Annotated in this window: 20 protein-coding genes and 4 pseudogenes; 17 read left to right on the top strand and 7 right to left on the bottom strand. The window is 43.4% G+C overall.

Translation table 11 applies throughout. From position 1 onward, the window contains the following. Positions 1-163: 163 nt before the first annotated feature. Positions 164-613, top strand: a complete 450-nt coding sequence (locus N4T56_RS15830) for a GNAT family N-acetyltransferase (protein ID WP_188953753.1) — start codon at positions 164-166, stop codon at positions 611-613. 99 nt (positions 614-712) lie between these two features. Here N4T56_RS15830 and N4T56_RS22555 read toward each other — a convergent pair whose 3' ends face one another. Continuing rightward, positions 713-1,291, bottom strand: a complete 579-nt coding sequence (locus tag N4T56_RS22555; RefSeq protein WP_315903064.1) for an endonuclease/exonuclease/phosphatase family protein — start codon at positions 1,289-1,291, stop codon at positions 713-715. 47 nt (positions 1,292-1,338) lie between these two features. Further along, on the bottom strand, positions 1,339-1,848 hold the full coding sequence (locus N4T56_RS22560) for an endonuclease/exonuclease/phosphatase family protein (protein ID WP_315903065.1): 510 nt from the start codon (positions 1,846-1,848) through the stop codon (positions 1,339-1,341). A 366-nt stretch (positions 1,849-2,214) separates the two neighbouring features. On the opposite strand from N4T56_RS22560, the gene N4T56_RS15840 reads away from it, so the two are divergent. The 3 genes from N4T56_RS15840 to N4T56_RS15850 all read left to right on the top strand — a co-directional run bounded on the left by N4T56_RS15840 (position 2,215) and on the right by N4T56_RS15850 (position 3,714). After that, positions 2,215-2,808: a CIA30 family protein gene (locus tag N4T56_RS15840; protein WP_261733911.1), complete on the top strand. Its 594-nt coding sequence runs from the start codon at positions 2,215-2,217 to the stop codon at positions 2,806-2,808. Between the two features lie 63 nt (positions 2,809-2,871). Further along, positions 2,872-3,474: an HAD family hydrolase gene (locus N4T56_RS15845; protein ID WP_261733912.1), complete on the top strand. Its 603-nt coding sequence runs from the start codon at positions 2,872-2,874 to the stop codon at positions 3,472-3,474. A gap of 24 nt (positions 3,475-3,498) precedes the next feature. Further along, the gene (locus N4T56_RS15850) at positions 3,499-3,714 is read left to right on the top strand and encodes a TIGR02450 family Trp-rich protein (RefSeq protein ID WP_261733913.1); all 216 of its coding nucleotides are present in this window, start codon (positions 3,499-3,501) and stop codon (positions 3,712-3,714) included. A 68-nt stretch (positions 3,715-3,782) separates the two neighbouring features. Here N4T56_RS15850 and N4T56_RS15855 read toward each other — a convergent pair whose 3' ends face one another. Next, a complete protein-coding gene (locus N4T56_RS15855; RefSeq protein ID WP_261733914.1) occupies positions 3,783-4,667 on the bottom strand; it encodes a tetratricopeptide repeat protein in 885 nt (294 codons plus the stop codon). Between the two features lie 402 nt (positions 4,668-5,069). On the opposite strand from N4T56_RS15855, the pseudogene N4T56_RS15865 reads away from it, so the two are divergent. From N4T56_RS15865 to N4T56_RS15875, 3 genes and pseudogenes are all read left to right on the top strand, one after another. Then, positions 5,070-7,353 (top strand): annotated as a pseudogene (locus tag N4T56_RS15865) (nitric-oxide reductase large subunit). A gap of 140 nt (positions 7,354-7,493) precedes the next feature. Continuing rightward, a complete protein-coding gene (norR, locus tag N4T56_RS15870) occupies positions 7,494-9,044 on the top strand; it encodes a nitric oxide reductase transcriptional regulator NorR (RefSeq protein WP_261733916.1) in 1,551 nt (516 codons plus the stop codon). 133 nt (positions 9,045-9,177) lie between these two features. Continuing rightward, a complete protein-coding gene (locus N4T56_RS15875; RefSeq protein ID WP_261734851.1) occupies positions 9,178-10,095 on the top strand; it encodes a L,D-transpeptidase family protein in 918 nt (305 codons plus the stop codon). Positions 10,096-10,152: 57 nt separating this feature from the next. On the opposite strand, the gene N4T56_RS15880 is transcribed toward N4T56_RS15875, so the two are convergent. Together N4T56_RS15880 and N4T56_RS15885 are read right to left on the bottom strand one after the other, a co-directional pair. Beyond that, entirely contained in the window at positions 10,153-10,566 is a 414-nt protein-coding gene (locus N4T56_RS15880) for a hypothetical protein (RefSeq protein WP_261733917.1), read from the bottom strand. A 40-nt stretch (positions 10,567-10,606) separates the two neighbouring features. After that, complete coding sequence (locus N4T56_RS15885; protein ID WP_261733918.1) at positions 10,607-10,834, bottom strand: polymer-forming cytoskeletal protein; 228 nt, start codon at positions 10,832-10,834, stop codon at positions 10,607-10,609. A 468-nt stretch (positions 10,835-11,302) separates the two neighbouring features. Here N4T56_RS15885 and zapE point away from each other — a divergent pair, with 468 nt between their 5' ends. Then, complete coding sequence (zapE, locus tag N4T56_RS15890) at positions 11,303-12,505, top strand: cell division protein ZapE (RefSeq protein ID WP_390904127.1); 1,203 nt, start codon at positions 11,303-11,305, stop codon at positions 12,503-12,505. On the opposite strand, the gene N4T56_RS15895 is transcribed toward zapE, so the two are convergent. Then, the gene (locus tag N4T56_RS15895) at positions 12,498-12,803 is read right to left on the bottom strand and encodes a DUF3081 domain-containing protein (RefSeq protein WP_261733920.1); all 306 of its coding nucleotides are present in this window, start codon (positions 12,801-12,803) and stop codon (positions 12,498-12,500) included. The genes zapE and N4T56_RS15895 overlap by 8 nt on opposite strands. A gap of 162 nt (positions 12,804-12,965) precedes the next feature. Between N4T56_RS15895 and N4T56_RS15900 the strand changes: the two are divergent. Then, positions 12,966-13,918: pseudogene (locus N4T56_RS15900) on the top strand (sodium-dependent bicarbonate transport family permease). Positions 13,919-14,017: 99 nt separating this feature from the next. Here the strand turns inward: N4T56_RS15900 and glnE are convergent. Continuing rightward, the gene (glnE, locus tag N4T56_RS15905) at positions 14,018-16,873 is read right to left on the bottom strand and encodes a bifunctional [glutamate--ammonia ligase]-adenylyl-L-tyrosine phosphorylase/[glutamate--ammonia-ligase] adenylyltransferase (RefSeq protein WP_261734852.1); all 2,856 of its coding nucleotides are present in this window, start codon (positions 16,871-16,873) and stop codon (positions 14,018-14,020) included. 157 nt (positions 16,874-17,030) lie between these two features. On the opposite strand from glnE, the pseudogene N4T56_RS15910 reads away from it, so the two are divergent. The 8 genes and pseudogenes from N4T56_RS15910 (at position 17,031) to N4T56_RS15945 (ending at position 23,824) form a co-directional block, all read left to right on the top strand. Next, positions 17,031-17,998 (top strand): annotated as a pseudogene (locus N4T56_RS15910) (hypothetical protein). Positions 17,999-18,011: 13 nt separating this feature from the next. After that, the gene (locus N4T56_RS15915; protein ID WP_261733921.1) at positions 18,012-18,911 is read left to right on the top strand and encodes a DUF350 domain-containing protein; all 900 of its coding nucleotides are present in this window, start codon (positions 18,012-18,014) and stop codon (positions 18,909-18,911) included. Positions 18,912-18,914: 3 nt separating this feature from the next. Then, positions 18,915-20,677, top strand: a pseudogene (locus N4T56_RS15920) (polyamine aminopropyltransferase). Positions 20,678-20,756: 79 nt separating this feature from the next. After that, positions 20,757-21,170, top strand: coding sequence for a YjfI family protein (locus tag N4T56_RS15925; protein WP_261733922.1), 414 nt, complete (start codon positions 20,757-20,759; stop codon positions 21,168-21,170). A 10-nt stretch (positions 21,171-21,180) separates the two neighbouring features. Further along, positions 21,181-21,870, top strand: a complete 690-nt coding sequence (locus N4T56_RS15930; protein WP_261733923.1) for a PspA/IM30 family protein — start codon at positions 21,181-21,183, stop codon at positions 21,868-21,870. A 5-nt stretch (positions 21,871-21,875) separates the two neighbouring features. After that, positions 21,876-22,529 carry a hypothetical protein gene (locus tag N4T56_RS15935; protein ID WP_261733924.1) on the top strand — a complete coding sequence of 218 codons (654 nt, stop codon included), beginning with the start codon at positions 21,876-21,878 and terminating at the stop codon, positions 22,527-22,529. A 23-nt stretch (positions 22,530-22,552) separates the two neighbouring features. After that, positions 22,553-22,888, top strand: a complete 336-nt coding sequence (locus N4T56_RS15940) for a hypothetical protein (RefSeq protein WP_188920229.1) — start codon at positions 22,553-22,555, stop codon at positions 22,886-22,888. Positions 22,889-22,996: 108 nt separating this feature from the next. Next, positions 22,997-23,824 carry a potassium channel family protein gene (locus tag N4T56_RS15945; protein ID WP_261733925.1) on the top strand — a complete coding sequence of 276 codons (828 nt, stop codon included), beginning with the start codon at positions 22,997-22,999 and terminating at the stop codon, positions 23,822-23,824. Positions 23,825-23,883: the final 59 nt, after the last annotated feature.

Below are 23,883 nucleotides of genomic sequence, written 5' to 3' on the forward strand. Positions count from 1 at the left end.
GCCTAGAAGGTACAGAATTCCCGCTGAATGACCAGATAATTAGTGGAATTGGTATTACTAAGCGGTGTGATATTGGCGTACACTAAAACTGCCGCAAACGAATAAATAAAAATTCATTAACAATCGCGGCATTCCTCAATATCCAATTATTTGCGAGAGTTTCATGATAATAAGAGCTGGCCAACACGCCGATTTACACGCCCTAGTTAATTTTAATCAAGCCATGGCAATGGAAACCGAAAACCTCACCCTAGACGCAGACAAGCTCACTCAAGGCGTTGAAGGTTTACTAACTCATCCTGAACGGGGCGTTTATTTAGTCGCTGAAGTGAATGACGAAATTGTCGGTTCGCTGATGGTCACTTATGAGTGGAGTGACTGGCGCGCCAGTAATTATTACTGGATTCAAAGTGTGTATGTTCGTCCGCAAAATCGTCGTCAGGGTATTTATGGCAAGCTTTACCAGGCAGTGAAAGACTTTGCCGCGGCCAATGGTGGTACAGCAAGCTTTAGATTATATGTTGAACATGACAACGCCGTTGCTCAAAAAACCTATGAGTCTCTTGGCATGCAGCAAAGTCATTATTTGATGTACGAAGAAAACATCAAATAGGCGTGATTAAGCCAAGAACCCACAATATCGCACCTGCAAAAATAACATCAGTAAAGCCAATGCTTTGCTGATGTTTATTAAGGCTAAAATTATCTAGACTTAGGTTCTGACGCTAAAGCGCATCATCACTGGTGCGTGGTCAGTACTGTCACTGTCGCGTTCATAATCGGGTCGAACAAGGTGCCTGTCGAAGGTTTGATAACCAATAACATGCGCCAAATTTTGCTGTTGAGTGGGATTAAACTCACTCGACACTAAAATATAATCAAGTACAGATCCTGTGTTGCCATAATAGTGTGTAGCTTGTCGTGCAGCATGTGGTTCATCATCTATTATCGACGCCGATTCAAACTCATCTTGTGCCAATGTTGCGTTACATTTTGTTGCGGCTATAAACAATTCATAACTGTCGTACAAACTGCTTTGATGCAACTCTGCCATTAACGCGGTCTCGCTAAGCTTGGCTAATTGCGGGTCTTCAATATCACTGCGAAACACCCGCAGTTGATTATTAAAGGCCGCTAGCAACTCGCTGCCTAAAGTGTCATTAAAGTCGCCCATGAGCATAAACGGTTGCTGGCTTTGTTGGCGGCGCATTAACATTTGATGGCACAGCAATGCAGATTCACTGCCGCGTTGTAAACTCGATGCCCAACGTCCAAGTACCTGCCGTGCCACAAAATCTGGCTCGCCTTGCAAACCACTTTCGCTAATATCTTCACGGCTTACGCCGCTGCGCTTTGATTTAAGATGAATAACATAACAATCGCATGGATCAAATACCGGTAATTGAATCGTGGCCGTAAAGGTTTACGGCTAAAGGCAAAGGAGTCAGCTAAGCCTAATTGAGCAATCCATTGCGGATCGGGACTGACATTAACTGATTCCACAATCGGATATTTTGACGCAATAGCCACCACAGGGCTGCGGTATACGTAATCGCTCACCACTTCAGGCTCATCTAAGGCAATAAAATAGTCATACCCCAATGATTGGGTCAATTTAGCTAAGGCATCTGGGCTAAACACTTCTTGAAAACCGATAATGTCTGGCTGACTTTGTTCAATAAAATCACTTAACCAAGCACACTTTTTTTGCCATTGTTTGTCGCTGTAAATGTTTTCAAAATCATAAAACGCATAAGGCGGTTCAATAAAGTTAAATAAGTTAATGCTCACCACATTAAAGCTAAGATCTTGGGTTGCAGGTGATGCTCCATCGTTTACGTTTAACATATGTTAATCCTAATAAAACCTCATACTAGGATACTGATTTGTGTGATAGAACGCCATGAATAACAAGACTCAGTTTTAGCTCATTAAGCGCTTATATTGAGGTCTGTTGAGTAAATCTAAAATAAATTGAACCGAATCCCAATGACTCACGTAAAACTTACTAATGAATGAATTAGCGTTATTGATGATCCACCAGTGGTTAACCACCAGAACATCCATTGCCATTAAACCAGACCCGATTTAACCTTATGCATGAAAGTGTAACCAACCTCCGTAAGACCCTTTGGCTTATCCCTCACCCTGATAAGCCATTTTTTTACGGCGAAATTTACCGAACCAAAACGAAACGATACTGATAGGGGATCAATGATGTTAGCCTTTAACACTGATAAACTGATTAAAAACACCTTGACCAATAGCGCTGTTGTCGCGGTATTGTTAATCAATTCGGCTTACGCAGCGAGTGAGGATAATATGTTATTTCGTTTTGCAGATGAGGATCATTTTGAACGCTGGCAGATCAATAATGACACCGTGATGGGCGGTGTATCACAAAGCCAAATCAAACAGAATCAACAGCAAGAACTGTTGTTTACCGGTAATGTGTCGTTAGACAATAACGGTGGATTCGCATCGACAGAGTCTCGGTTTAAGCATCAAATATCTGCTGCATCAGCACTCACTATTGCAGTTAAAAGTGATGGTAAGGTTTATCAACTGCGTTTAAAAACACGCCAATTATCTTATGGTGAAGCGTACGTTGCTAACTTTACAACCCAAGCGGATACCGTTACTGAGCACACTTTTACCGCAACAGATTTCACTGTCAGCTTTAGAGGGCGAGTGATAAAAAATGCACCGACATTAAACCTGCTGGAAATTGAGCGTATTGGTTTTCTTGTTGCGCAAAAACAGCAAGTGCCGTTTGCAATTGAGTTAACATCTATTGCGTTTGAGTAATAACTACACATAGTCATTTATCAAATAAAAATGATCAAAATAAATCAACTTTAAGGCTAAACATTGAAATTACCTGTGCAAATTAAAGGCATTATTTTCGACTTAGACGGTACTCTAGTTGAGTCGAGTTTAGACTTTGATTTAATTCGCCAACAAATCGGCTGCCCAGAAGGTATCGACCTACTTAAATACGTTGATGAATTGAACTGTCAAACCAGCCAAAGTCGTGCCAATGACATTATTATTGAGCATGAATACCAAGACGCAATAGCCGCTAAGCCCATCAAAGGCATGGCCGAATTAATTAGTGCCATTGAAGCGGCAAAAATGCCTACAGCCATTGTCACCCGCAACAGTCTTGCGGCCAGCACCATGAAGGTGAAGCAAAATGCCATCGCGATTGATCATGTGATAACTCGTGAAGACTACCCAGCCAAACCGGCTCCAGATGCATTATTAGCCATCGCTAATCAATGGCAAGTAGCACCTGGGCAGATTATGTATGTTGGTGATTATTTATATGACATTCAAGCCGCCAATAATGCTGGGATGGTAGCCTGTTTAATTACTCACGGTGTTGAAAAGCGTTATCAAGACCTTGCAGACATTGTTATCGATGAGCTCAACCAATTACTGCCATTTATCCAGCCATCTGGCGCTAACTAACGTCGTAGGCAAATAGAGAACCACATGAATCGAATTCACCCTAAGAAATTACTTCACAGCAAATGGACCAAAGTCGAGGTGGCTAATAAGCTTAAGCACTTTAGCGTAATAAAAGTGGAATATGACGAACAACAAAATGTCATTGAATGCATTATTCGCGCAGAAATGAACGCCGCAGAATTTGCTATCGAATGGCGCGATTTAAAAGATCCGCAGCAGTGGAAAATAGGCTGGCAATAAAAAAGTGACTCACATTGAGTCACTTTTTGGGTTAAGCCTAAAGGTTACTTGGCTTTTTTAACATTCTTTTATCTAATATTGAATACCGAACCTTCAATTCTAAATTGAAGAGTCTCTAAGCCCCAGTCAGAAAGCATAACATCACCTATGCGCAAGCTATCACCTTCACTGCTACAGCCCCACATTTTAGCGCATGTTTGCCCTGGGATATTTGAGCCAGTGCCTTTTGATGTGTCTGGGATCATATGATTTAATTGAGCAATGTGAGAGTCAAACATATCCTCAAACGTATCCATTGTCACATCCAGCGTTTCCATTTCGCCTTCAGGGAAAACAACCGCCGCCGTTTGGTCTTCTGAAGTGTTTTGCTCTTGCTTTAAAGTCACAACATCTTGCGCAACCAAGCCATACAATGCCGTCAGTGGTAAGTCTTTTGTGCTCTCGTGTAAATAGAGTGTCTGACCATAATGTCTTGCGGCATAATTGTTTTGCTCGTAGGCAAGAGTTAGGTATTTGTCAGCTTTTGCCAAGTCTTCATCTACCATACCGCCGCCTAAATACAACTTACCAAGTAGATATGATGATTGAGAATGACCCATTCTTGAGGCGAACCCCAAATAGTCAAGGCCTTCTTCAACATCTTTTAAATGGGTATCTTGTAAATACAATACCCCTGCTTTGTATTTAGCATCTAATACGTATTTACCTGCACGGCGATACCACTTTAACGCCTTGTCTATGTTTTTATCTGTGCCATATCCAGCATAATAAAACTCACCTAACATTGCCATTGCAGATGAGTGACCTCGTTTGGTCAAAATGCGGTAGGCTTTAAAGTATTCAACACATTGTGCCGTTTGACATTCAGGCAACTGGCTGGCCTCAGTTTTGTATGGCGTAAAAATGAGCAGGCTAGCGATTAAGCTAAAAATAATTTTTTTATAGTGCATCATTGCTAATTCCATTTAGTGAACAATTTTATACTATTAGCGCCAAAGCTTATGTTGTCCATAGTATAAAAGGGTTACAAAACAACCTGAGCAGAGTAAAATGCAACAATAAATTAACACGACCCTAGTGTTTATCTGGGTTTGCTTATATTGCGTTAAATTTAAAAAATGTTAAAAATTTACACATTGAATCACTTCAAACTGGTTTACCCATCAAACGCGCAGTCAATTTGACACCACAGTGTCATAGAGACAATCATCAAAATTGTCTATATGACACTAACTATCAACCACTTATTACAACACTTGCAAATAAATCAATACCTTAATAAGAAAAAGCAAGTTGGCACGGCTTGTGTAATGTCAGGTCATCTGTATCTAAATGACTTTGCGCTAAGAGGACTTATGAGCAAAAACAAACTCACCGGCATTGCACTGCTAATCGTGCTAGTGGCTTCTTTTACTGTGTTACTCAGTTTAGGAAGTGGTATCTATCGAGAGAAACCGCCTATTCCAACGGCGTTTACTGACACCAGTGGTCAGCCTGTATTTACCCAAAATGATATTGAGCAAGGTCAACTTGTTTGGCGATCAATGGGTGGGCATCAGTTAGGCTCAATTTGGGGTCATGGCTCTTATGTGGCACCCGACTGGACGGCAGACTGGTTACATCGTGAAGCACAAGCCTGGCTGTCTATTACGGCAAAACAACGATTTAACCGCGATTTTGCTGATCTTGATACTGAGCAACAAGCGGGGTTAGAAAAAGCCCTTAGAAATGATATTCGTCATAATACTGTGATTGAAGGGGCTGAAGACAAGACCTATGTTGCACTGTCAAATACGCGTATTGCAGCTATTAACCAAGTGATGCAACATTATTTGTCATTATTTGGTGACGACCCAGAATTAAGCTCACTGCGTGAACAATACGCCATGAAAGAAGGCACAATAACCGATGCTGAACATCGTGAGTTATTAAATGCTTTCCTCTTTTGGGGGGCATGAGCCGCAGTCACTGAGCGCCCAGGTTATGATTACACCTACACCAATAACTGGCCGTACGACCCACAAATCGGCAACTTACCCACCTCAGACAATATCGTGTGGTCAATATTAAGTGTTATCACCCTGATTTTAGGTGTCGGGATGTTGATTTGGCATCACGCCAGCTGTAAAGAAGAGTCGTTACCTGAACCGGCGAAAGAAGATCCGTTATTTCACACTAAACCGACTGCATCGCAAAAAGCAGTAGGCAAATACTTTATTACCGCTATTGGTCTGTTTTTACTGCAAATATTATTGGGAGGCGTGACCGCGCATTACGCAGTAGAAGGCCAGGAGTTTTACGGCATCACCATCTCTGAAATCTTACCTTATTCGGTTACGCGTACCTGGCATACGCAACTGGCCGTATTTTGGATTGCCACTGCATGGCTAGGTACTGGTCTTTATATCGCACCAGCATTATCTGGTTATGAGCCGAAATATCAACGCCTTGGCGTTAATGTATTGTGGGTTGCTTTAGTGGTCGTGGTATTAGGCTCAATGGCGGGTGAATGGTTAGGTGTACAACAATATTTTGATCTCGACATGAACTTCTTATTTGGTCATCAAGGCTATGAATACATTGATTTAGGCCGTGTATGGCAAATCCTATTACTGGGTGGTTTATTGATTTGGTTGGCACTGGTTACGGCATCTATGCGCCCTGCATTAAAAGTGAGTAACGACATGCAACCGGTTATTTGGGTGCTGTATGCCTCATGTGTTGCTATTGGTTTGTTTTATGGTGCAGGCCTATTTATGGGCAAACACTCAAACCTTGCAATTGCAGAGTATTGGCGCTGGTGGGTTGTGCATTTGTGGGTAGAAGGCTTCTTTGAAACCTTTGCCACCTCGGTTATTGCATTAATGCTAGTTCGCTTAGGCTTAATCCGTGCACGCAGTGCCAACGGTGCAGTATTGTTTTCTACGGTTATCTTTTTAACCGGTGGCTTAATCGGCACCTTGCACCACTTGTACTTTACTGGCACTCAAACCTCAGTCATTGCATGGGGCGCGATATTCTCGGCTCTTGAAGTGGTGCCTTTAGCTCTCATAGGCTTTGAAGCAATGGAGACTTATCGATTACGTAAAGCCAGCCCTTGGATGGAGCGTTATCACTGGAGCCATTATGTTTTTTGTTGCCACCTCATTTTGGAATTTAGTGGGTGCTGGGGTATTGGGGTTCTTAATCAACCCGCCTATTTCGCTGTACTTTATTCAAGGCTTAAACACGACGGCTACTCATGCTCACGCAGCATTTATGGGTGTATACGGCATGTTAGGAATGGGGTTAATGCTGTTCTGCTTACGTGGATTAACAGGCAATATGCAATGGAACCATAAATACCTTAAAGGCGCATTTTGGACATTGAACATCGGCTTGGCTGCGATGGTCTTTATGTCGCTATTGCCTGTAGGTATTGTACAATTCTTTGCCGCTATCGACCACGGTTACTGGTATGCCCGCTCACCTGCGGTTATTCACAGTGAGTTAGTTGAAAACCTCGTATGGATGAGAATGTTCGGCGACATTATCTTTAGTGTTGGTGGATTATTGATGGCAGCGTTTCTATTTGACCTGATCAAAAAAGCCATTAGTAGTAAGAGTGCTAAAGCGAAGCAAACCGTCGCATTGGCATAACACTAGAACCGAGTAATTAACTCACAAAAGCGCCCTTTTATGAACATAGCGGCTCTTTTGTAATCCTAGTGACGCCTAACACTTGCTGTTATATTCACATTTGTCATAATGACAGTACAGCAACATCATCGGAGTTTGCCATGGCATTGAGTCAAACCGACTTAACCCGTATTGCACTTGATATCACCGCAAATTTATCAACTCGCGATCGTTTTTCACGTTTACTCACCACGCTCAGAGACACCCTAGACTGTGATGCCGCAGCGTTATTGTCGTTTCAGGGCCATCAATTTACCCCATTAGCCATTGATGGTTTAAGCGCTGATGTATTGGGCAGGCGCTTTATTGTTAATGAGCACCCAAGGCTTGAGGCCATCGCGCGAGCCGGTGATGTAGTGCGCTTTCCTGCCGACAGTATATTGCCTGATCCCTATGATGGTTTAATTCCTAATGTAGACGGTGATTTAAAAGTGCATGCCTGTGTTGGATTACCCTTGTTTGCCAACGATCAACTGATTGGGGCATTAACCATCGACGCACTCGACCCCAATAAATTTGACCAGTTCAGTAATAATGAATTACGCAGCATTAGCGCCATTACTGCCGCTTCGCTCAATAATGCCTTGCTGATTGATAAACTCGAAAAACAAGCGAGTAACTTTACCATTAGTAGCAGTAAACCCACTGGGCAGCTCGATACTGCAACTGAGATCATTGGCCAAGACGACAGCTTTATGGCCTTGCTCAATGAAGTGAATGTGGTTGCCGCGACCGAGTTAAACGTGCTGATTTTAGGCGAAACCGGAACAGGTAAAGAACTCATCGCCAAAACCGTACATCAGCACTCTCCCCGCGCCGATAAACCGCTAGTGTATTTAAACTGTGCCGCATTAGCTGAGTCGGTTGCTGAAAGTGAACTATTTGGCCATGTAAAAGGGGCTTTTACCGGCGCTATTAGCCACCGTAGTGGTAAATTTGAAGTGGCAGATAAAGGCACATTATTTTTAGATGAAATTGGTGAGTTACCGCTTAATTTACAAGCAAAATTACTGCGGGTGTTGCAGTACGGTGATTTGCAAAAAGTGGGCGATGACCGCAGTTTAAAAGTGGATGTGCGGATTATTGCTGCCACCAATAAAGACTTAAAAAGTGAAGTGCTGGCGGGGCGTTTTAGAGCCGATTTATATCATCGTTTAAGTGTGTTCCCCATTGTGGTGCCAGCGCTTAGAGAGCGACCAAGAGACATCCATTTATTGGCCGGTTTTTTTATTGAGCGTTATCGCCAACAATTGCTGTTGCCTCATTTAGGGTTAAGTCACGATGCGCTAGCGTTACTCAACCATTACGATTGGCCAGGTAACATTCGCGAACTTGAACATGCCATTCATCGCGCGGCAGTATTAGCCAAATCCGCTGGGGTTCACGATGGCATGTGCACCATACAACCGCATCATTTTGAGTTTGCTACCTCTACAGAGCATGTCGCAACAGCCCCAAAAAAAGTAGCCGTTAAACAATCAGTAACATCTTTTGCGCAAATGAGCTTGCGAGATGCAACCGACCAGTTCCAAGGTCAGTTTATTCAACAAGTGTTGGGGCAACACGAAGGAAACTGGGCTGCCACCGCACGTAGTTTACAGCTTGATTCTGGCAACTTACATCGCCTAGCCAAACGCTTAAAATTAAAATGAGTCAACAGCAAAAAATCAGTTGAAATATTAGACGTAATAAGTGAGGATGCGCGCTATTCAATAGTCAAGCTTTGAAAGATATTGTAGTCTGACTTTTATAACGTCTATTTTTAGGAATGATATAACCCTTATGATGAATTCGTTACGCTCCGCATTCGTTGCCGCGTCTACCATAATCTTAAGTTTTTCAAGTGCTGCTGTTGAATACCGTTTACCCACTAACGGCGGCAAATTAGTCGGTCAAAACCAATATTATGTGGTACCTCAAGAAGGTAAATTAACACTAGAGCAAATTGCGGCAGAATTTCAACTAGGGCTAACTAACCTTATTGAAGCAAACCCAGGTGTTGACCCATTCTTACCTAAGCCTGGTAGTACCTTAATTATTCCGCACCAGTTAATTCTGCCAGACACTAAGCAAGAAGGCATTGTGATTAACTCTGCTGAAATGCGCCTATATTATTATCCAAAGGGTAAAAATATCGTTGAAGTGTTACCGATTGGTATTGGCCAAATAGGCCGTGACACCCCAGAGAACTGGGTGACTAAAGTACATCGCAAACGTGAGAGACCAACCTGGACACCGACAGCCAATACCCGTCGCATTTATGCGGCCAATGGCATTACTTTACCCGCGGTATGGCCAGCATACCCAGATAACCCAATGGGATTATATGCGCTGTATGTTGGTAACTTGTTTGCGGTTCATGGCACTAACGCCACATTCGGTATTGGTTTACGCGTGAGCTCAGGTTGTATTCGTTTACGCGATGATGATATTAAGCATTTATTTGAAACCGTGCCAGTTGGTACTCGCGTTGAGTTTTTAAATAAACCGATTAAAGCCACAGCAGAGCCTGATGGTAGCCGTTATATTGAAGTGCACGAACCTTTATCGAAAACTCAAGAAGAGTTTGACTCTAAAGAGCCTGTGTCATTAACCTTGGACAAAGAGTTAACCCGTTTTCTTGCTCATCCAGAAACCGACTCAACGGTGTTAAAACGATTATTAGAAAATCGTAGCGGTATGCCTACCCGCATTAACCCGTAAGCACCTCTAAGACTAAAAAAATAGCCTGGTTAACTGAGTTGACCAGGCCATTTTTTATCACGGCTTATTGGGTGTTGTAGGCAATGATAACTCGGCCTCACTGTCTTCAAAGTGTTGCTCATCACCGTGTAAGGTGTCGCCAAGCTCTTGACTGGTTTGTTCTAATGCGTGCAAGTCTTCCATTGCGGTGTTGATATCAGATTGGCCTGCGCCGATTAACTCTTCTTGTTGTTCTATAAACTCACTTTGCAGCTCAACGTCTTGCAATAATAATGCTGCATTTTGCGCAATGTCGTTCTCTGATGCATCAGTATTCACACTTGCTTGTAAAGGCTGCTCCTGATCTTTATTCAGTAATGAACTGATTGTAGGTTGCAATAGTATGCCGCCAATAATCACCGCCGCAGCGACGGCAGCATAAGCCAACTTACGAGATGATGTTTTAGTGTGGTTGTCCTGGATTGTTGGCATTTTTATTGTTGATGATGTGGCTGGTGGCAAAACGGATTCGTCAGTGGCCTTTACTCCGCATACCCACAAATTGGCCACCGTCGTAAATCTCCATTTGGTGACTAGACACCTCACCGTCGACCACGCCCGAGCTGACAATAATCAGTTTGTTGCAATGTAATTTACCTTTAAAGACGCCCGATACGCGCATCTCTTGGCAATAGACCTCACCTTCAACCTCACCACCGACTGTGATATTGATTTGGCTGCTTGAACTGATTGTTCCCATTGTCTTGCCAGCAATCATCGCTGGAGTCTTGAATGGTCATGTCACCTTCGAGTGACATGTCAGCGCCAATGTAGGTTATCCCCTTATTGTTATTATTCACTTGCTGTCCTTATTAAGGTTAAATACCTATCACATTAATTATCTAACCTGCTCAGATAGTTAATATAATTTGTATAAATTGTTACAGGTAGTGACAAATCTTAAAGTAAATGGACGGCACAATAAAGCTTACTATTCATGCTATAGTACCTAGATCAATAAATAGCCCGAACTGTTATGCCAACGACTGATCCCAAGCATAAGCCTACATACGCAGCAAAAGACAACCTTAAAAAAGTGCAAAATCATTTGCAAAAACAATCATTAAAGCCATCACTAAAACCATCAATCAAACAAAGTTTAGCCATGTATTCATCGGGAGATGCTCTCGCGCCATTAGCATGTCCTAACTCCTCTATCGTTCAGGCAATGTCGCCATTGCAGGCTTACCAACAAGCGATAGGTGCAGACTCACAACACATTGAAAAAACGGCAATAACAGCAGACCCAGCACAACAAGAGGCCTTGTTAGCATTAGATACGCTATACCAACAATTTATTCACTCCCCCTCCATAGATAAAGGTTTATACCTATGGGGAGATGTAGGTAGGGGTAAAACATTTTTAATGGATTTGTTTTGTCAGTGCCTGAGTCAGCACCCTAAGCAGGCGCAAAACACTGTGATGCGACTGCATTTTCATCGTTTTATGGCCATGCTCCACCAGCAGCTTAACCAAACCTCTGGGATCCGAGATCCACTCACCCATATTGCTAAGCAAATAGCTGAGCAGTATCAAATCATCTGTTTTGATGAGTTTTTTGTGTCAGACATTGGTGATGCCATTTTGCTGGCGAGATTATTTGAAACCTTGTTCCAATCAGGAGTCACCTTAGTCGCCACCTCTAATATTCCGGTTATCGACTTATACAAAAATGGTTTACAACGAGACAGGTTTGTACCCACCATTGGCTTGTTGAAACAATACACTCAAGAGATCCACCTGAACGGTAATAAAGATCATCGGCTCAGTCATCAAGCTAGATCACACAGCAGCCCTAAACCGGCATGGCTGAAACTACCATCAACCCAGACTCCCGAAAACATGTTTGTTCAAATATGCAAGCAAGCTGTTGATGAGTACAGCTCAATTGAACAACATCATCTTGCACAAAAAACCACACACACATTGCGCATTTGTCAGCGTGACATCACCATACAAGCTCAGTACGGAGACTATGCCTGGTTTGAATTTACCGCATTATGCCAAGGCTCAAGGTCGACGTTAGATTACATTGAGATTGCAGGCCAGTTTAGCCATATTTTACTCAGTGATGTGCCGCTGCTAGGTGGAGAAGTACGTACTTGGATTAGGGCGAGAGGCACTGAAGATGGGGCACTGGCGACGACAACGGGAGAGCGACAATTGGCTTATGCCAGCGAAGACGATCCTGTTCGACGTTTTATTAGTTTAGTTGACGAAATGTATGATCAAAAAGTCATTTTGATCATACACAGTCAACGGGCATTGGAAGACCTTTACCCCTCAGGTGCGCTGACATTTGAATTTAGGCGTACCTACAGCCGCCTCATAGAAATGCAACAATGGGCTTTAAGCCCAACAATCAAATAGCGTTGGCAACCTGGTAACTTTCAACGTCTGTAAAACGGCGTAAAAAATTGTCTAAAGCATCGTTTGTTGGGTAGTCAAATTGGTATTTATTGTGAAAAAACACCGTTAAACTCACTTGAGCATCAGACAATACAATAGTGTAACCATCGTGATCGGTTTGAGCATTGATGCCACACAAATGGTAACCATCACCATAGATACTGTTACTACCCTCATGGCTGGTTACGCGTTTTTCACCGTATTGGGTGACTTTGTTAAACACCTTGAGCGCACGTTGAATATCAATTTCATTTTTCATAATAATCATCCGCTGGACAACACATTCTCTACAATACGCCTGCAATATTAATACTGTCCAATATTGTTATAAATAAAGTTAAAACATTTCCCTTTCGCCTTACAACAAGGCAGAATCGCCCTACTCTATTAACCAGCAGAATAACAGACAGAAGCCAAGACGATACCTGATATTGTGATAGCTTTTTTTGCCCTCGGCTTAATTGCTGGGCTGATAAAGTCAGATTTAAAAGTCCCCAAAGCCACCTCCGAAACCTTGTCTATTTTACTGATGCTGACCCTTGGTCTTAAAGGCGGCATGGCATTACACGGTGAAACCGCCAGTCTAGCGATATCTGAATTACTGGCAGTCATTGCTTTAGGCTTTATAACCCCACTGAGCTTGTACCCGCTTTTACGAAAACTCATTAAATTACCGCAAAAAGAAGCCATTAGCATTGCCGCTCATTATGGTTCAGTGAGTGCAGGAACCTTTGCGGTTGTGATGGCGATGGTTGATCAATCACAATGGCCTTTACGTCCTGAAACTACGTTATATTTAGTGTTACTCGAACTGCCTGCCATTGTTATCATGTTATGGCTACACCGTTACCTGCAAGTCAAAACAGCGGGCAATGAAGTGCATTCCTCTGCGGTTAGTATTTTGCATGAAGCACTAACAAGCCGTGGCGTGGTATTACTGTGCGGTGGCGTGGTTATCGGTTGGACATATGGTGCAACGGGTATGGATCATTAACCCCTATGCTGCTCGCTGGTTTTAAAACATTATTAGCTTTGTTTTTATTAGAAATGGGCATCAGCACGGCTAAAGTGTGTTTTCCTATTCCATATAAGCAATGGCACTTATTGATTTTTGCTGCGGTAGTACCGTTTGTGTTGGCGTGGGTGGGGATTGGTTTAGGAATGGCTCTAGATTTACCTTCAGGCAGTATTATAGTATTAGCGGCCTTCAGTGCCAGCGCGTCATACATTGCTGCACCTGCGGCGATTAAAGCTACCATTCCAGATGCTAATATTGGGCTGGCAATGCTGGCATCTCTTGGCATTACCTTCCCAATTAACGTACTCATTGGTTTGCCTATTTATCAAATGTGGATTGAGCAACTCTGGATGTAACAGCCTCAACCATTAAGGCCTACTGAGTATAAGCAGTAGGCCTATTTATACTATTGAGTGCTAAACTAACATGAGCATTTTTCGCAGTTTGGCATCCTGTTATGGCTGTAAAATCTCATTATATATTTCAATCACAGCGTTAGTTTTTTGCTCAACTATAGAGTAAGGCAATTTACCGGGTAGCTGTTGTAACGTCAGTTCATGGTTTTCATCACGCAGCCAGCAATAGGTTTGCGTCAGGTGTTGCGCATGCATCACGGGCAACAACTCTAGGTCTGCAAGTACTTCAAAAATCCGTACGTTATCAGACCAAATGGTCAAATCATGGTGTTGATGGGCGTGAGCGAGAACTAAGTATTGGGCAATAAATTCAATATCTGCAATGCCGCCAGCGCTTTGCTTAAGATCAAACTGCCCAGGCTCAACGTGCAACAAATGATCACGCATTTTTATCCGCATATCGCGCACCGCTTTGGCAAGGTCGGCTTGATTGCGCGCTTGTTGCAATATTTGTCCACGCAAGTCACTAAAGCGCCCAGCTAAGGTGTAATCACCAAAAACAAAACGCGCCCTAACTAATGCTTGATGCTCCCAGATCCAGGCTTCAGTTAACTGATATTGACCAAACTGTTCAATTTCGCTCACTAACAAACCAGAAGACCCCGACGGACGCAAACGCATATCAACTTCATATAGCTCACCCGAGGTCGTACGAGTTGCAAATAAATGCACAATCCGCTGAGCTAATTTTAAATAAAAGTGGCTGTTATCAATTGATCTTGGCTCATTAGTGCTACCCGCACCACTATGACCGTGTAAAAAGACCAAATCTAAATCGGAACCATAACCTAACTCTAGACCGCCCAATTTGCCATAGCCAATCACCGCAAATCCCATTTCACTAGGGCTCGTCCCTTCTGGAACCCCATGACGCTCAGACACTTGATGCCATGCTTGCAACACCACTTGTTCAATAATGGCTTCAGCTAAAAAGGTTAAATGATCGCTTACCTGCATAACTGGCAATACACCGGTGACATCTGCTGCAGCAATTTTTAGCTGCTGCGACAACTTAAATTGTCGCAGCGCTTCCATTTGCTGCTCCATGTCATCTTCTGGCACGCGCAGTAAATATTGACGTAACTCGCTTGGGTAATCATCAATAGAGGTAATGTCATATAACTGCGATGGGTCTATTAACTCATCAAGCAGCATCGGGAAGTTAGCCAGTTCTCGCGCAATCCAAGGGCTAGCACAACATAAACTCACGAGCTGTTGCCTTGCGCCTGGATTTTCACATAACAACTCAAGGTAAGTCGTGCGGGTTAAAATTTTATCCAACACGTTAGACACAGGCTTAAATGCGGCACTCGGTATAGATTGATTAAACAATTCTTCAAGCAACTTGGGCATGAGTTTGTCTAAGGTTCTCGCGGCCACGAGGCCAATAGAGCGTTTAGACACGGTTTGACGCCAGTCGCTTAACATCGGCCACAGCGCTTCATCTTCAATCTGCTGCTCTTGCAGCAGGGCTAATGCGTCTTCATCTTGCTGAATATTCCAAACTAGCGATGACCAATGATCGTTATATTCATGGTTATCACTGCCACCCACGGTGGCATTAAAGTGCTCATGAATGGTGGCCATTGCATTATCGATTTGCTCGCGCAGCTGTGTTTCGTCTTCTAGCTCTAGTGGTACGCACAGTCGTTGCCAGTCAAGGTTGTTATTAGGCAGTGTTTGCGTTTGTTTATCGTCAATGGCTTGAAGTAAGTTTTCCACGCGGCGCAGTAAAATGTAACTGTGCTTTAACTCATCAACGGCCAAATATTCTAACTGCCCCAAACTGTATAAGGTATCAATGGCGCCAAATAAGCTTTGTTGACGCAATGCAGGTTCACGTCCACCTCGAATTAACTGAAAGCTTTGCACTACGAACTCCACTTCGCGGATCCCACCTGCGCCCAATTTAATATTGTCAGTTAATTGCCTACGTCTGACTTCTTGGGCAATTAATTGCTTCATTTTTCGTAATGACTCAATGGCCGAGAAGTCGATATAGCGGCGATACACAAATGGGCGTAATAAGTCATGCAGTTCGTCGCAATAACCGCTCCAAGGCACTAATACGCGGGCTTTCACCATGGCATAGCGTTCCCAGTCGCGCCCTTGTTCTTGATAGTAATCCTCTAGGCCACTAAAACTAACCACTAATGGGCCACTTTCACCGTAAGGGCGCAGGCGCATATCAACGCGAAACACAAACCCATCCACGGTAACTTGATCCAAAATATTAACCAGGCGCTGACCCATGCGAATAAAAAATTGTTGGTTTGCTTGCGCGCGGCGACCACCGACCGTTTCGCCATGTTCAGGAAAAGTGAAAATTAAATCGATATCAGATGAGAAATTTAACTCACGGCCACCCAACTTGCCCATACCTAAAATTAATAATGGCTGCGGTTTACCTTCTGCATTCGTTGGCGTGCCAAATTGCTTGCACATGTCTTGGTAAACCCAATCGCGAGCAGCAATAACAAGGGCTTCTGCCAACGATGATAAGTCCAGTAGTGACTCTTCTACTGGGGTGTAATTTAAAAAGTCGCGCCATGCTAAGCGCACCATTTGTAAATTACGATAACGACGTAACACTGATTTAGCCTGTTCTTCTTGAGTTACATCTTCTAATTGAACATGTAACTCGCTGTCAAATTGACTTCGGTCAATGTCATCTAATAGGCCATCAAACAGTTGTACTATCCATTCAGGACGGCGACATAATTGCTCAGCAATATAATCACTTAAAGCAAACACCGACATTAACTCTTGCTGTTGATCTTTGGACAACTCGGTTGTCGCTTCAGGCCAAACTTCGCAGAGTCTTAACCAGTAACGATCTGCGGTTTCGACTAGCGCTGCAGATAACACCTTGTTACTTTGGTTTTGCATGGCAATAAATATCCCTAAAGAAAATGAATGTTGGACATATTATGTCGTGAATGCTATATCTAATGACAGTCTATTGATGCAGATTAATATCATTGACATCAAGATTACTATAACCTGTGTCATATTGAATTAGCACATGAAAAATCTACATTTTGGAGAAAACATGGTAGGTCACCTCCCCCGTGTACTCACATTGATAACCGTGATGGTCGTCGCGCTAACGCTCAGTGCTTGTGGCGATGAAAGGCCTGAGCAAATTGCCAAGTACCAGCAATTAACGCAACAACGTCTGGAATTATTATCAACATCGCTAGATGGCGATCAATTACGTAATGCCAATTTATTGAAGCAGTACACCAGTATTTTAGCTAAGCGTCAGCCTGATTTAGCCCCCTTGTTAAATGAATTAGCCAAAGATGCTGGTACCGAAGGCCTATGTTTCAGTCGCTAACTCGTCGATATAAGGATTTGAGCAATAGCGCTAACTTTGTTGATTTAGACCAACAACTCGCTGAGGCGCAAAACGTATATCAAGCCGCAGACACCAGCTTATACAATGACATGTTATCGGACCCGGTAAACGTGGTTGCCGACATGTCTAAAGGTCAATTAGCCCGTGTGAACGCCATTAGCCGTGAAGCTGAGGCATTGGCAAACGGCACGGATGGCACAGAACCGGGGAGTCAATTAGTGGGTAACCCAGCTTATGGTAGCTGGCAAACTGGCTCAAATGGCATGTCTTTTTGGGCTTGGTATGGCATGTACGCCATGTTTTCTAATTTTACGCGCCCCATTTATTACGATAACTGGTCAAGCCGTCGTGGGTACAGCTACTACAACGATGTAGGACGTTATCGCTATACCTCGCCAAAACAGGCCACTTCACAAGCCAAAACGTTTGAACAAACTAAAAAGCGTTTTGACAGCCAGGGTAAACGATTTGATAGCCCATATGCTAAAACTCGTACCGGCTCTACTACCTTGTCGCGTCAAAGTACCAGTGCACCAAAACCCAGTAGCACGACTCGCACGGCTAGTTCTAGCAGCAAGTTTCGTTCAAATTATTCTAAAGACAGCAGTTTCCGCAACTCAAGCAGCCGCACTAGTCGCGGTGTTAGCCGTGGTAAATAGGTAAGGACTCCCCATGACATTTTTTCAAGAATATGGCTTAACTCAACCTCTGGCGATCATCCTAGCCATCGACTTAAGCATCGCGATTGTGTTGCTGGCATTGATGCGTTACCTGCAAGGTTGGAGCATTAAAGTGAACAGCAGTGCCGAACTGGCTGAGCGTGATAATTTTGCCTTTGGCATTAGTACCGCAGGTGCCGTTGCTGCATTAGGTATTGTGCTAACGGGTGCGATTACTGGCGAAGCGGCACCATCGTATTTAACCGAAGCCATTGGCATGTCGGCTTACGGTTTATTTGGTTTAGTACTCATTAAATTTGGGCGCTTTTTGCATGACAAAATCGCGTTAAACGAGTTTGCTAAAAATGCCGAAATTTTGAAAGGCAACGTGTCTGTTGCCGTTGTTGATGCTGCTGCAGCTATTGCGACTGCCATTATTATTCGTGCAGTGTTGATGTGGGCAGAAGACATCACTGTAAACACCTTTATCGCGATTTTTAGTGCGTTTTTAATCTCGCAGTTAATGCTAGTACTACTGACTCGCCTACGCGAACAGCGTTACGCAAAACGCAACCAAGAAGCCTCAATGCAACAAGCATTAGCTCAAGGCCAAACCGCTTTAGCACTGCGTCATAGTGGCTATATGATTGCCATGGCATTAAGCTTTAACGCTGCCAGTCACTTTATTATTTATCAACCGACGGGCTATGTCAGCAACATCATTGGCTGGTTTGTGTTCTCGTTAATTATGTTAGTGGCCTTATCATTACTCATTGCTTTAGTGAAAAAGCTGGTTTTAGCTGGCATTAACTTGGCAGAAGAAGTGGAAAAGCAGCACAACATTGGCATAGCCGCAGTCGAAATGGCAATCAGTATTGCAGTTGCACTGATTTTAACGGGGTTAATGGCGTAATTTATGACAACCCCTTTGCTTGAGTCTAGCCCCCACTCGTCTGCTCATGGGGGCGCAGAGCAAAGCGCCCCAGTATCTCGTAATGTGTCGTGGTTTGACGATGCCCTGCTATTGGGCATTATGGCGGCACTTGCGGGATGCGGCCTGATTTATGAATACTTATTGTCACACTATGCAGGGCGTATTTTAGGCGCGTTAGAAGCCGCCATTTACACCATGATTGGCTTAATGATTGTGTCTATGGGTGTGGGGGCCTTTGCTGCTCGTAAAATAAAATGCGCCTTTACCGGCTTTGCGATGCTTGAACTCACAGTGGCATTGTGTGGCTCGTTTGCGATTATCATTACCGCCGCAGTGATTGGCTTTGGCCAACAACTACCACTGGCCATTGCAAACACTCTTGGCTTACCCCCAGACCATATCCCTAATGGCGGTTTTATTGCCAGCTTGCAAACTTTAAGCGAATATCTGCCTTATGTTTGGGGGGTATTGCTGGGGTTAATGATTGGCATGGAAATCCCACTCATTGCTCGGGTACGACAATCGTTATCTGACGCCCATTTACTGCACAATGCTGGCACCATTTATGGTGCCGATTACATTGGCGCAGGTATTGGAGCTGCCATTTGGGTGGGATTTATGTTGGCGATTGATATTCAACTAGCCGCCGCATTAACCGCCAGCGTAAACCTATTAGCGGGACTGGTTTTTATTTGGCGTTTTTGGACGCAAATTCGTCATGTAAAATTGTTATTGGTTGGCCATATCATTGCCAGCGTTGTTATTGGTTTACTGGCAGTAAAAGGCTACGAGTTGGGAACAGCACTTTAATAATTTGTTGTACAAAGACAAAGTGGTTTATGCCAAGGCTACTCGTTTTCAGCAACTTAACTTTACTGAGCGCCTTCGTGGTGGTGGCCTTGCGCCCGTGTACAACTTGTACATCAATGGCCGTTTACAGTTTTCTAGCAGCGATGAACACATATACCATAGCTTTTTAGTGCACCCAACGTTGGCAGCCAGCGCCCGCCACGACAAAGTATTAATTATTGGTGGTGGCGATGGCCTTGGGCTCAAACAAGTGCTCAAATGGCAGCCTAAAGCAGTCACCTTAATGGACTCTAGATCAGGATTTATTAACGCTATTTAAAACACCGCCCGCAGACATGCCGGCTCATTTAAGTGAGGCATTATTAACCCTCAATGGCGATGCATTAAACGACCCGCGTTTAACCTTAGTCGTCGATGACGCCTTTAACGGTGTCGATAAATTACTCAGTCAGGGTGAAATGTTTGATGCCATTATTGTGGATTTACCCGATCCAAGCCATCCCGATTTAAATAAACTGTACTCTGATTTGTTTTATCGAAAACTCAACGAGTTGCTCAACTCTGACGGTGTCATCACGGTGCAATCAACCTCACCGTATCATGCGCCTAACGCGTTTATTTCGGTGGGTAAAACCCTCGGCGCAGCCGGTTTTAACGTAAAACAGTACCATCACAATGTGCCAAGTTTTGGCGAGTGGGGTTGGAGTATTGCCACTAAAATGGGTAAAAATCCGCAACAACGATTAGCGGCCATTGAGGAGATCCCGGTGCCTGAAGACTGGCTAACACCAGGACTTATTCAAGCATCATTTGAGTTTCCGAAACATTTTTACCGTGATATCGATAATATTAAAGTCAACGAAATTGGCTCATTACAGTTGTACCATTACCATTTATCAGCCTGGTCAGAAAATGAAGTAATTAATCTTTTTTAATTGGAACAGATAGCACTTGACATATTATGTCTTGGTGTTATCTTTACTCACAGACATAATATGTCAATTAAGGACGAATATGAACATCCATACTATTGCGAGTCACCTAAACGGACTATGCGACCAAAGCCAAACCGGCTTTCAGTTTGACTGCTACCCCATTGATGGTGATGTTGAAGTGTTACAAGTTAATGTTGTAGGCCGTGAAGAAATTCCGGTGTTTGTATCAGTAACTGACAACCAAATATTGTGTATCAGTTATCTGTGGGGCGAAAGCGAAGTTAACCAAGCCCGCCGCGCTGAAATGTTTGAGACCATGTTAGAGCTCAACATTCCAATGCCATTATCTTCATTTGCCAAAATTGATGATAAGTACGTGGTATATGGTGCGTTATCTGTGCAATCAAGCATGATTGAGATTGAACAAGAATTAGCAGTACTGTCAGACAATTGTCTGGAAGTCATCGACGAACTCGTCGAATTTTTAAACTAAGGAGCCAACTATGGGCATTCTAAACAAGATTCTTACAGCGTTTCGTGGTGGTGCAACTGAAGTTGGCCAGACTATCGTTGACGCTAACTCAACCCGAATTTTTGAACAAGAAATACGTGATGCAGAAAAGCACTTAACTAAAGCTAAACGTGAGCTAACCGACGTGATGGCCAAAGAGATGCAAGCTAGCCGTGAAATTGATCGTCTAAAGCGTAGCGTTGCTGAACACGAAGGTTATGTTACTCAGGCATTAGACAAAGGCAATGAAGCATTAGCCATCGAAGTGGCAGAAAAAATTGCTCAACTAGACCAAGAGCTTGCCGAGCAACAAACCGCTAACGACAGCTTTAGCTCGCACGCAGTGCGTTTAAAAGATTTAGTGAAAAAGACCGAGCGTCAATTGTCTGATTACCAACGTCAATTAACCATGGTTAAAACCACTGAAAGCGTACAAAAAGCCACAGCGACCATTACTGACTCGTTTGCATCTAGCAACTCTAAGTTACTTAATGCTAAAGATTCTTTAGAGCGTATCAAGGCGCGTCAGCAGCAGTTTGATGATCGCTTAAAAGCATCTGAAACCTTAGCTGAAGAAAACAGCGACAAGTCTTTACACGCTAAGTTGGCTGAAGCCGGTATTGGCGAGCAAAAGTCTAACGCTAATGCAGTGTTAGATCGCATTAAAGCACGTAAAGGTTAAGGGTTATGGGATTTCTTAGCGGCCTTTTTGGCAAAAAAGAAGCCCCGAAGCGCCAGCTTGACCACCCAAATAAACTGCTCAAGGGTGATATGTTAACCCTTGATGACAGTTTTGCTTTGCCCGCGCAACTTCGCGGGCAACAGCTAAAGGTTGAAGCCATTCATACCTATGAATACCAGCGCTCGCAGGTTTGTGAATTCTTATTACGTGGCCATAGCGGCACCGCAATCTTTATGTCTTACATTCAAGAAGACGAGTCTTACCTGAGTATTTCAATCAAAATCAATCGCGCCGATGTGGAACAGATGTTTGACCTTGATGCCTTTGCTGAAATCTTTGAAGAACCCGGCAAAGCCACTTTGGTGACAAACGCCTTATCTGCAGAGCTTGAAGCTGAGTTTGGCCAATGGTTAAGTGATGAATACCATCAAGTAGAATTTGCAGGATTTGGTTATTTCCATCGCCAAGATTATCGTGGTTTAACTCCGCCGCAAGACGACAATGGCAACCGAGGTGAAGGGTTTGAAGGCTATAGTTTGGTCAACAACCAAGACTCCCATGCAGTTGATATTGAAGTATATGAAGGCGGCGATACCGAAGTCATGTTGACCTTATATCGTCCACTATCCGATATTAGAGACTACTGGCCGGCAAGCTGATACAAGTAGGAGATAACGTTGTTATGAGTTCAGGTAAACCGTTACCGGATAAATGGCTTAAAAACCAACAAGCCGCAAAAGCCACGCAAGTGGCTTTTGATCTAGATGAAAAGTTTCAATACTCCATCCGTAAAGCCGCTTTAGATAAAGGTGTAAGCCCGTCTGATCAAATACGCACCATCCTCGGATTATCTGTATCAAAACGGCCCAAACGCCCTAGGCTCACCGTATCGTTAAGTGGTGAAGACTACGTACTATTAGCACAAAAGTACGGTTTAGACAGCGACGCTCAATTAGAGATCAAAAAACGTGTGCTTGATGATTTAGTTCACTTTGTCGATAAAACTTCATCAACTTAATCTTTTATTCGTTTTGTCGGTTAACACAACGCACTAGGGTCGCGCCTTGTGCGTTTTTTGTTATGATAACGTTTATAAATTAATAACAAAGAATCAAAGCAGGCATTCATGTTTGAATCTAAACGTTGGACATTGAAAAACATCGATGATCCCAGTCCATTTGAATTAGCCATGATGGTGTTGTCATTGGTGTCAGTGGTCATTGTATTGACCATTACCTTTGGCCGTTTAGATACCGAAACCAATAAAGTGCTGCTGTATATCGACAGCAGTATTTGCGTGATTTTTTTGAGTAAGTTTTTTTATGGCTTATTCAAAGCCCGCAATAAAACCTACTACCTGCGCCACCATTGGATAGATTTTGTTGCCAGTATTCCTGCCATTGAAGCACTGCGGTTTGCACGTATATTCCAAATTTTACGGGTAATCCGTTTAATCCGTATGAGCCGTTCACTGCTTATTCCGTTACTGCGCCAACGCAAACAAACCACATTAGCCAGTTTATTAGTGGCCATGGTGTTAATTTTAGCGACCGCATCAGTGCTGATTTTACTGGTGGAGAGCGCTGAGCCAAATGCCAATATTCAAACTGCAGAACAAGCCATTTGGTGGGCATTAGTGACTATATCTACTGTGGGTTATGGCGACTTTTATCCGGTGAGTACCATAGGCCATGTGATTGGTGGATTAGTGATTGTCAGTGGCGTGAGCTTTTTCGGGGTCATCTCAGGTTATATGGCATCGGTGTTTGTCGCCCCGGATGAAACCGAGCGTCAAGAAGAGCAAGAGGCAAAAGAAGCCCACAAAGAACAAATCAATAACAAGCTTGAATCAGCACTTGAACAAATGCAGCAAAATCAATTGCAGATGGAACAAAATCAGCAAGAGATGCTGGCAGAGATTACCAAGCTAAGGCAACAGCTTGATAAGCATTAATACCATCATTAACGCGTAGCACATAAACAAAAAAGCCCAACGTCGACAAGACCTTGGGC

Source organism: Shewanella phaeophyticola, assembly GCF_025398315.1.
In the GTDB taxonomy this organism is placed as follows: domain Bacteria; phylum Pseudomonadota; class Gammaproteobacteria; order Enterobacterales; family Shewanellaceae; genus Shewanella; species Shewanella phaeophyticola.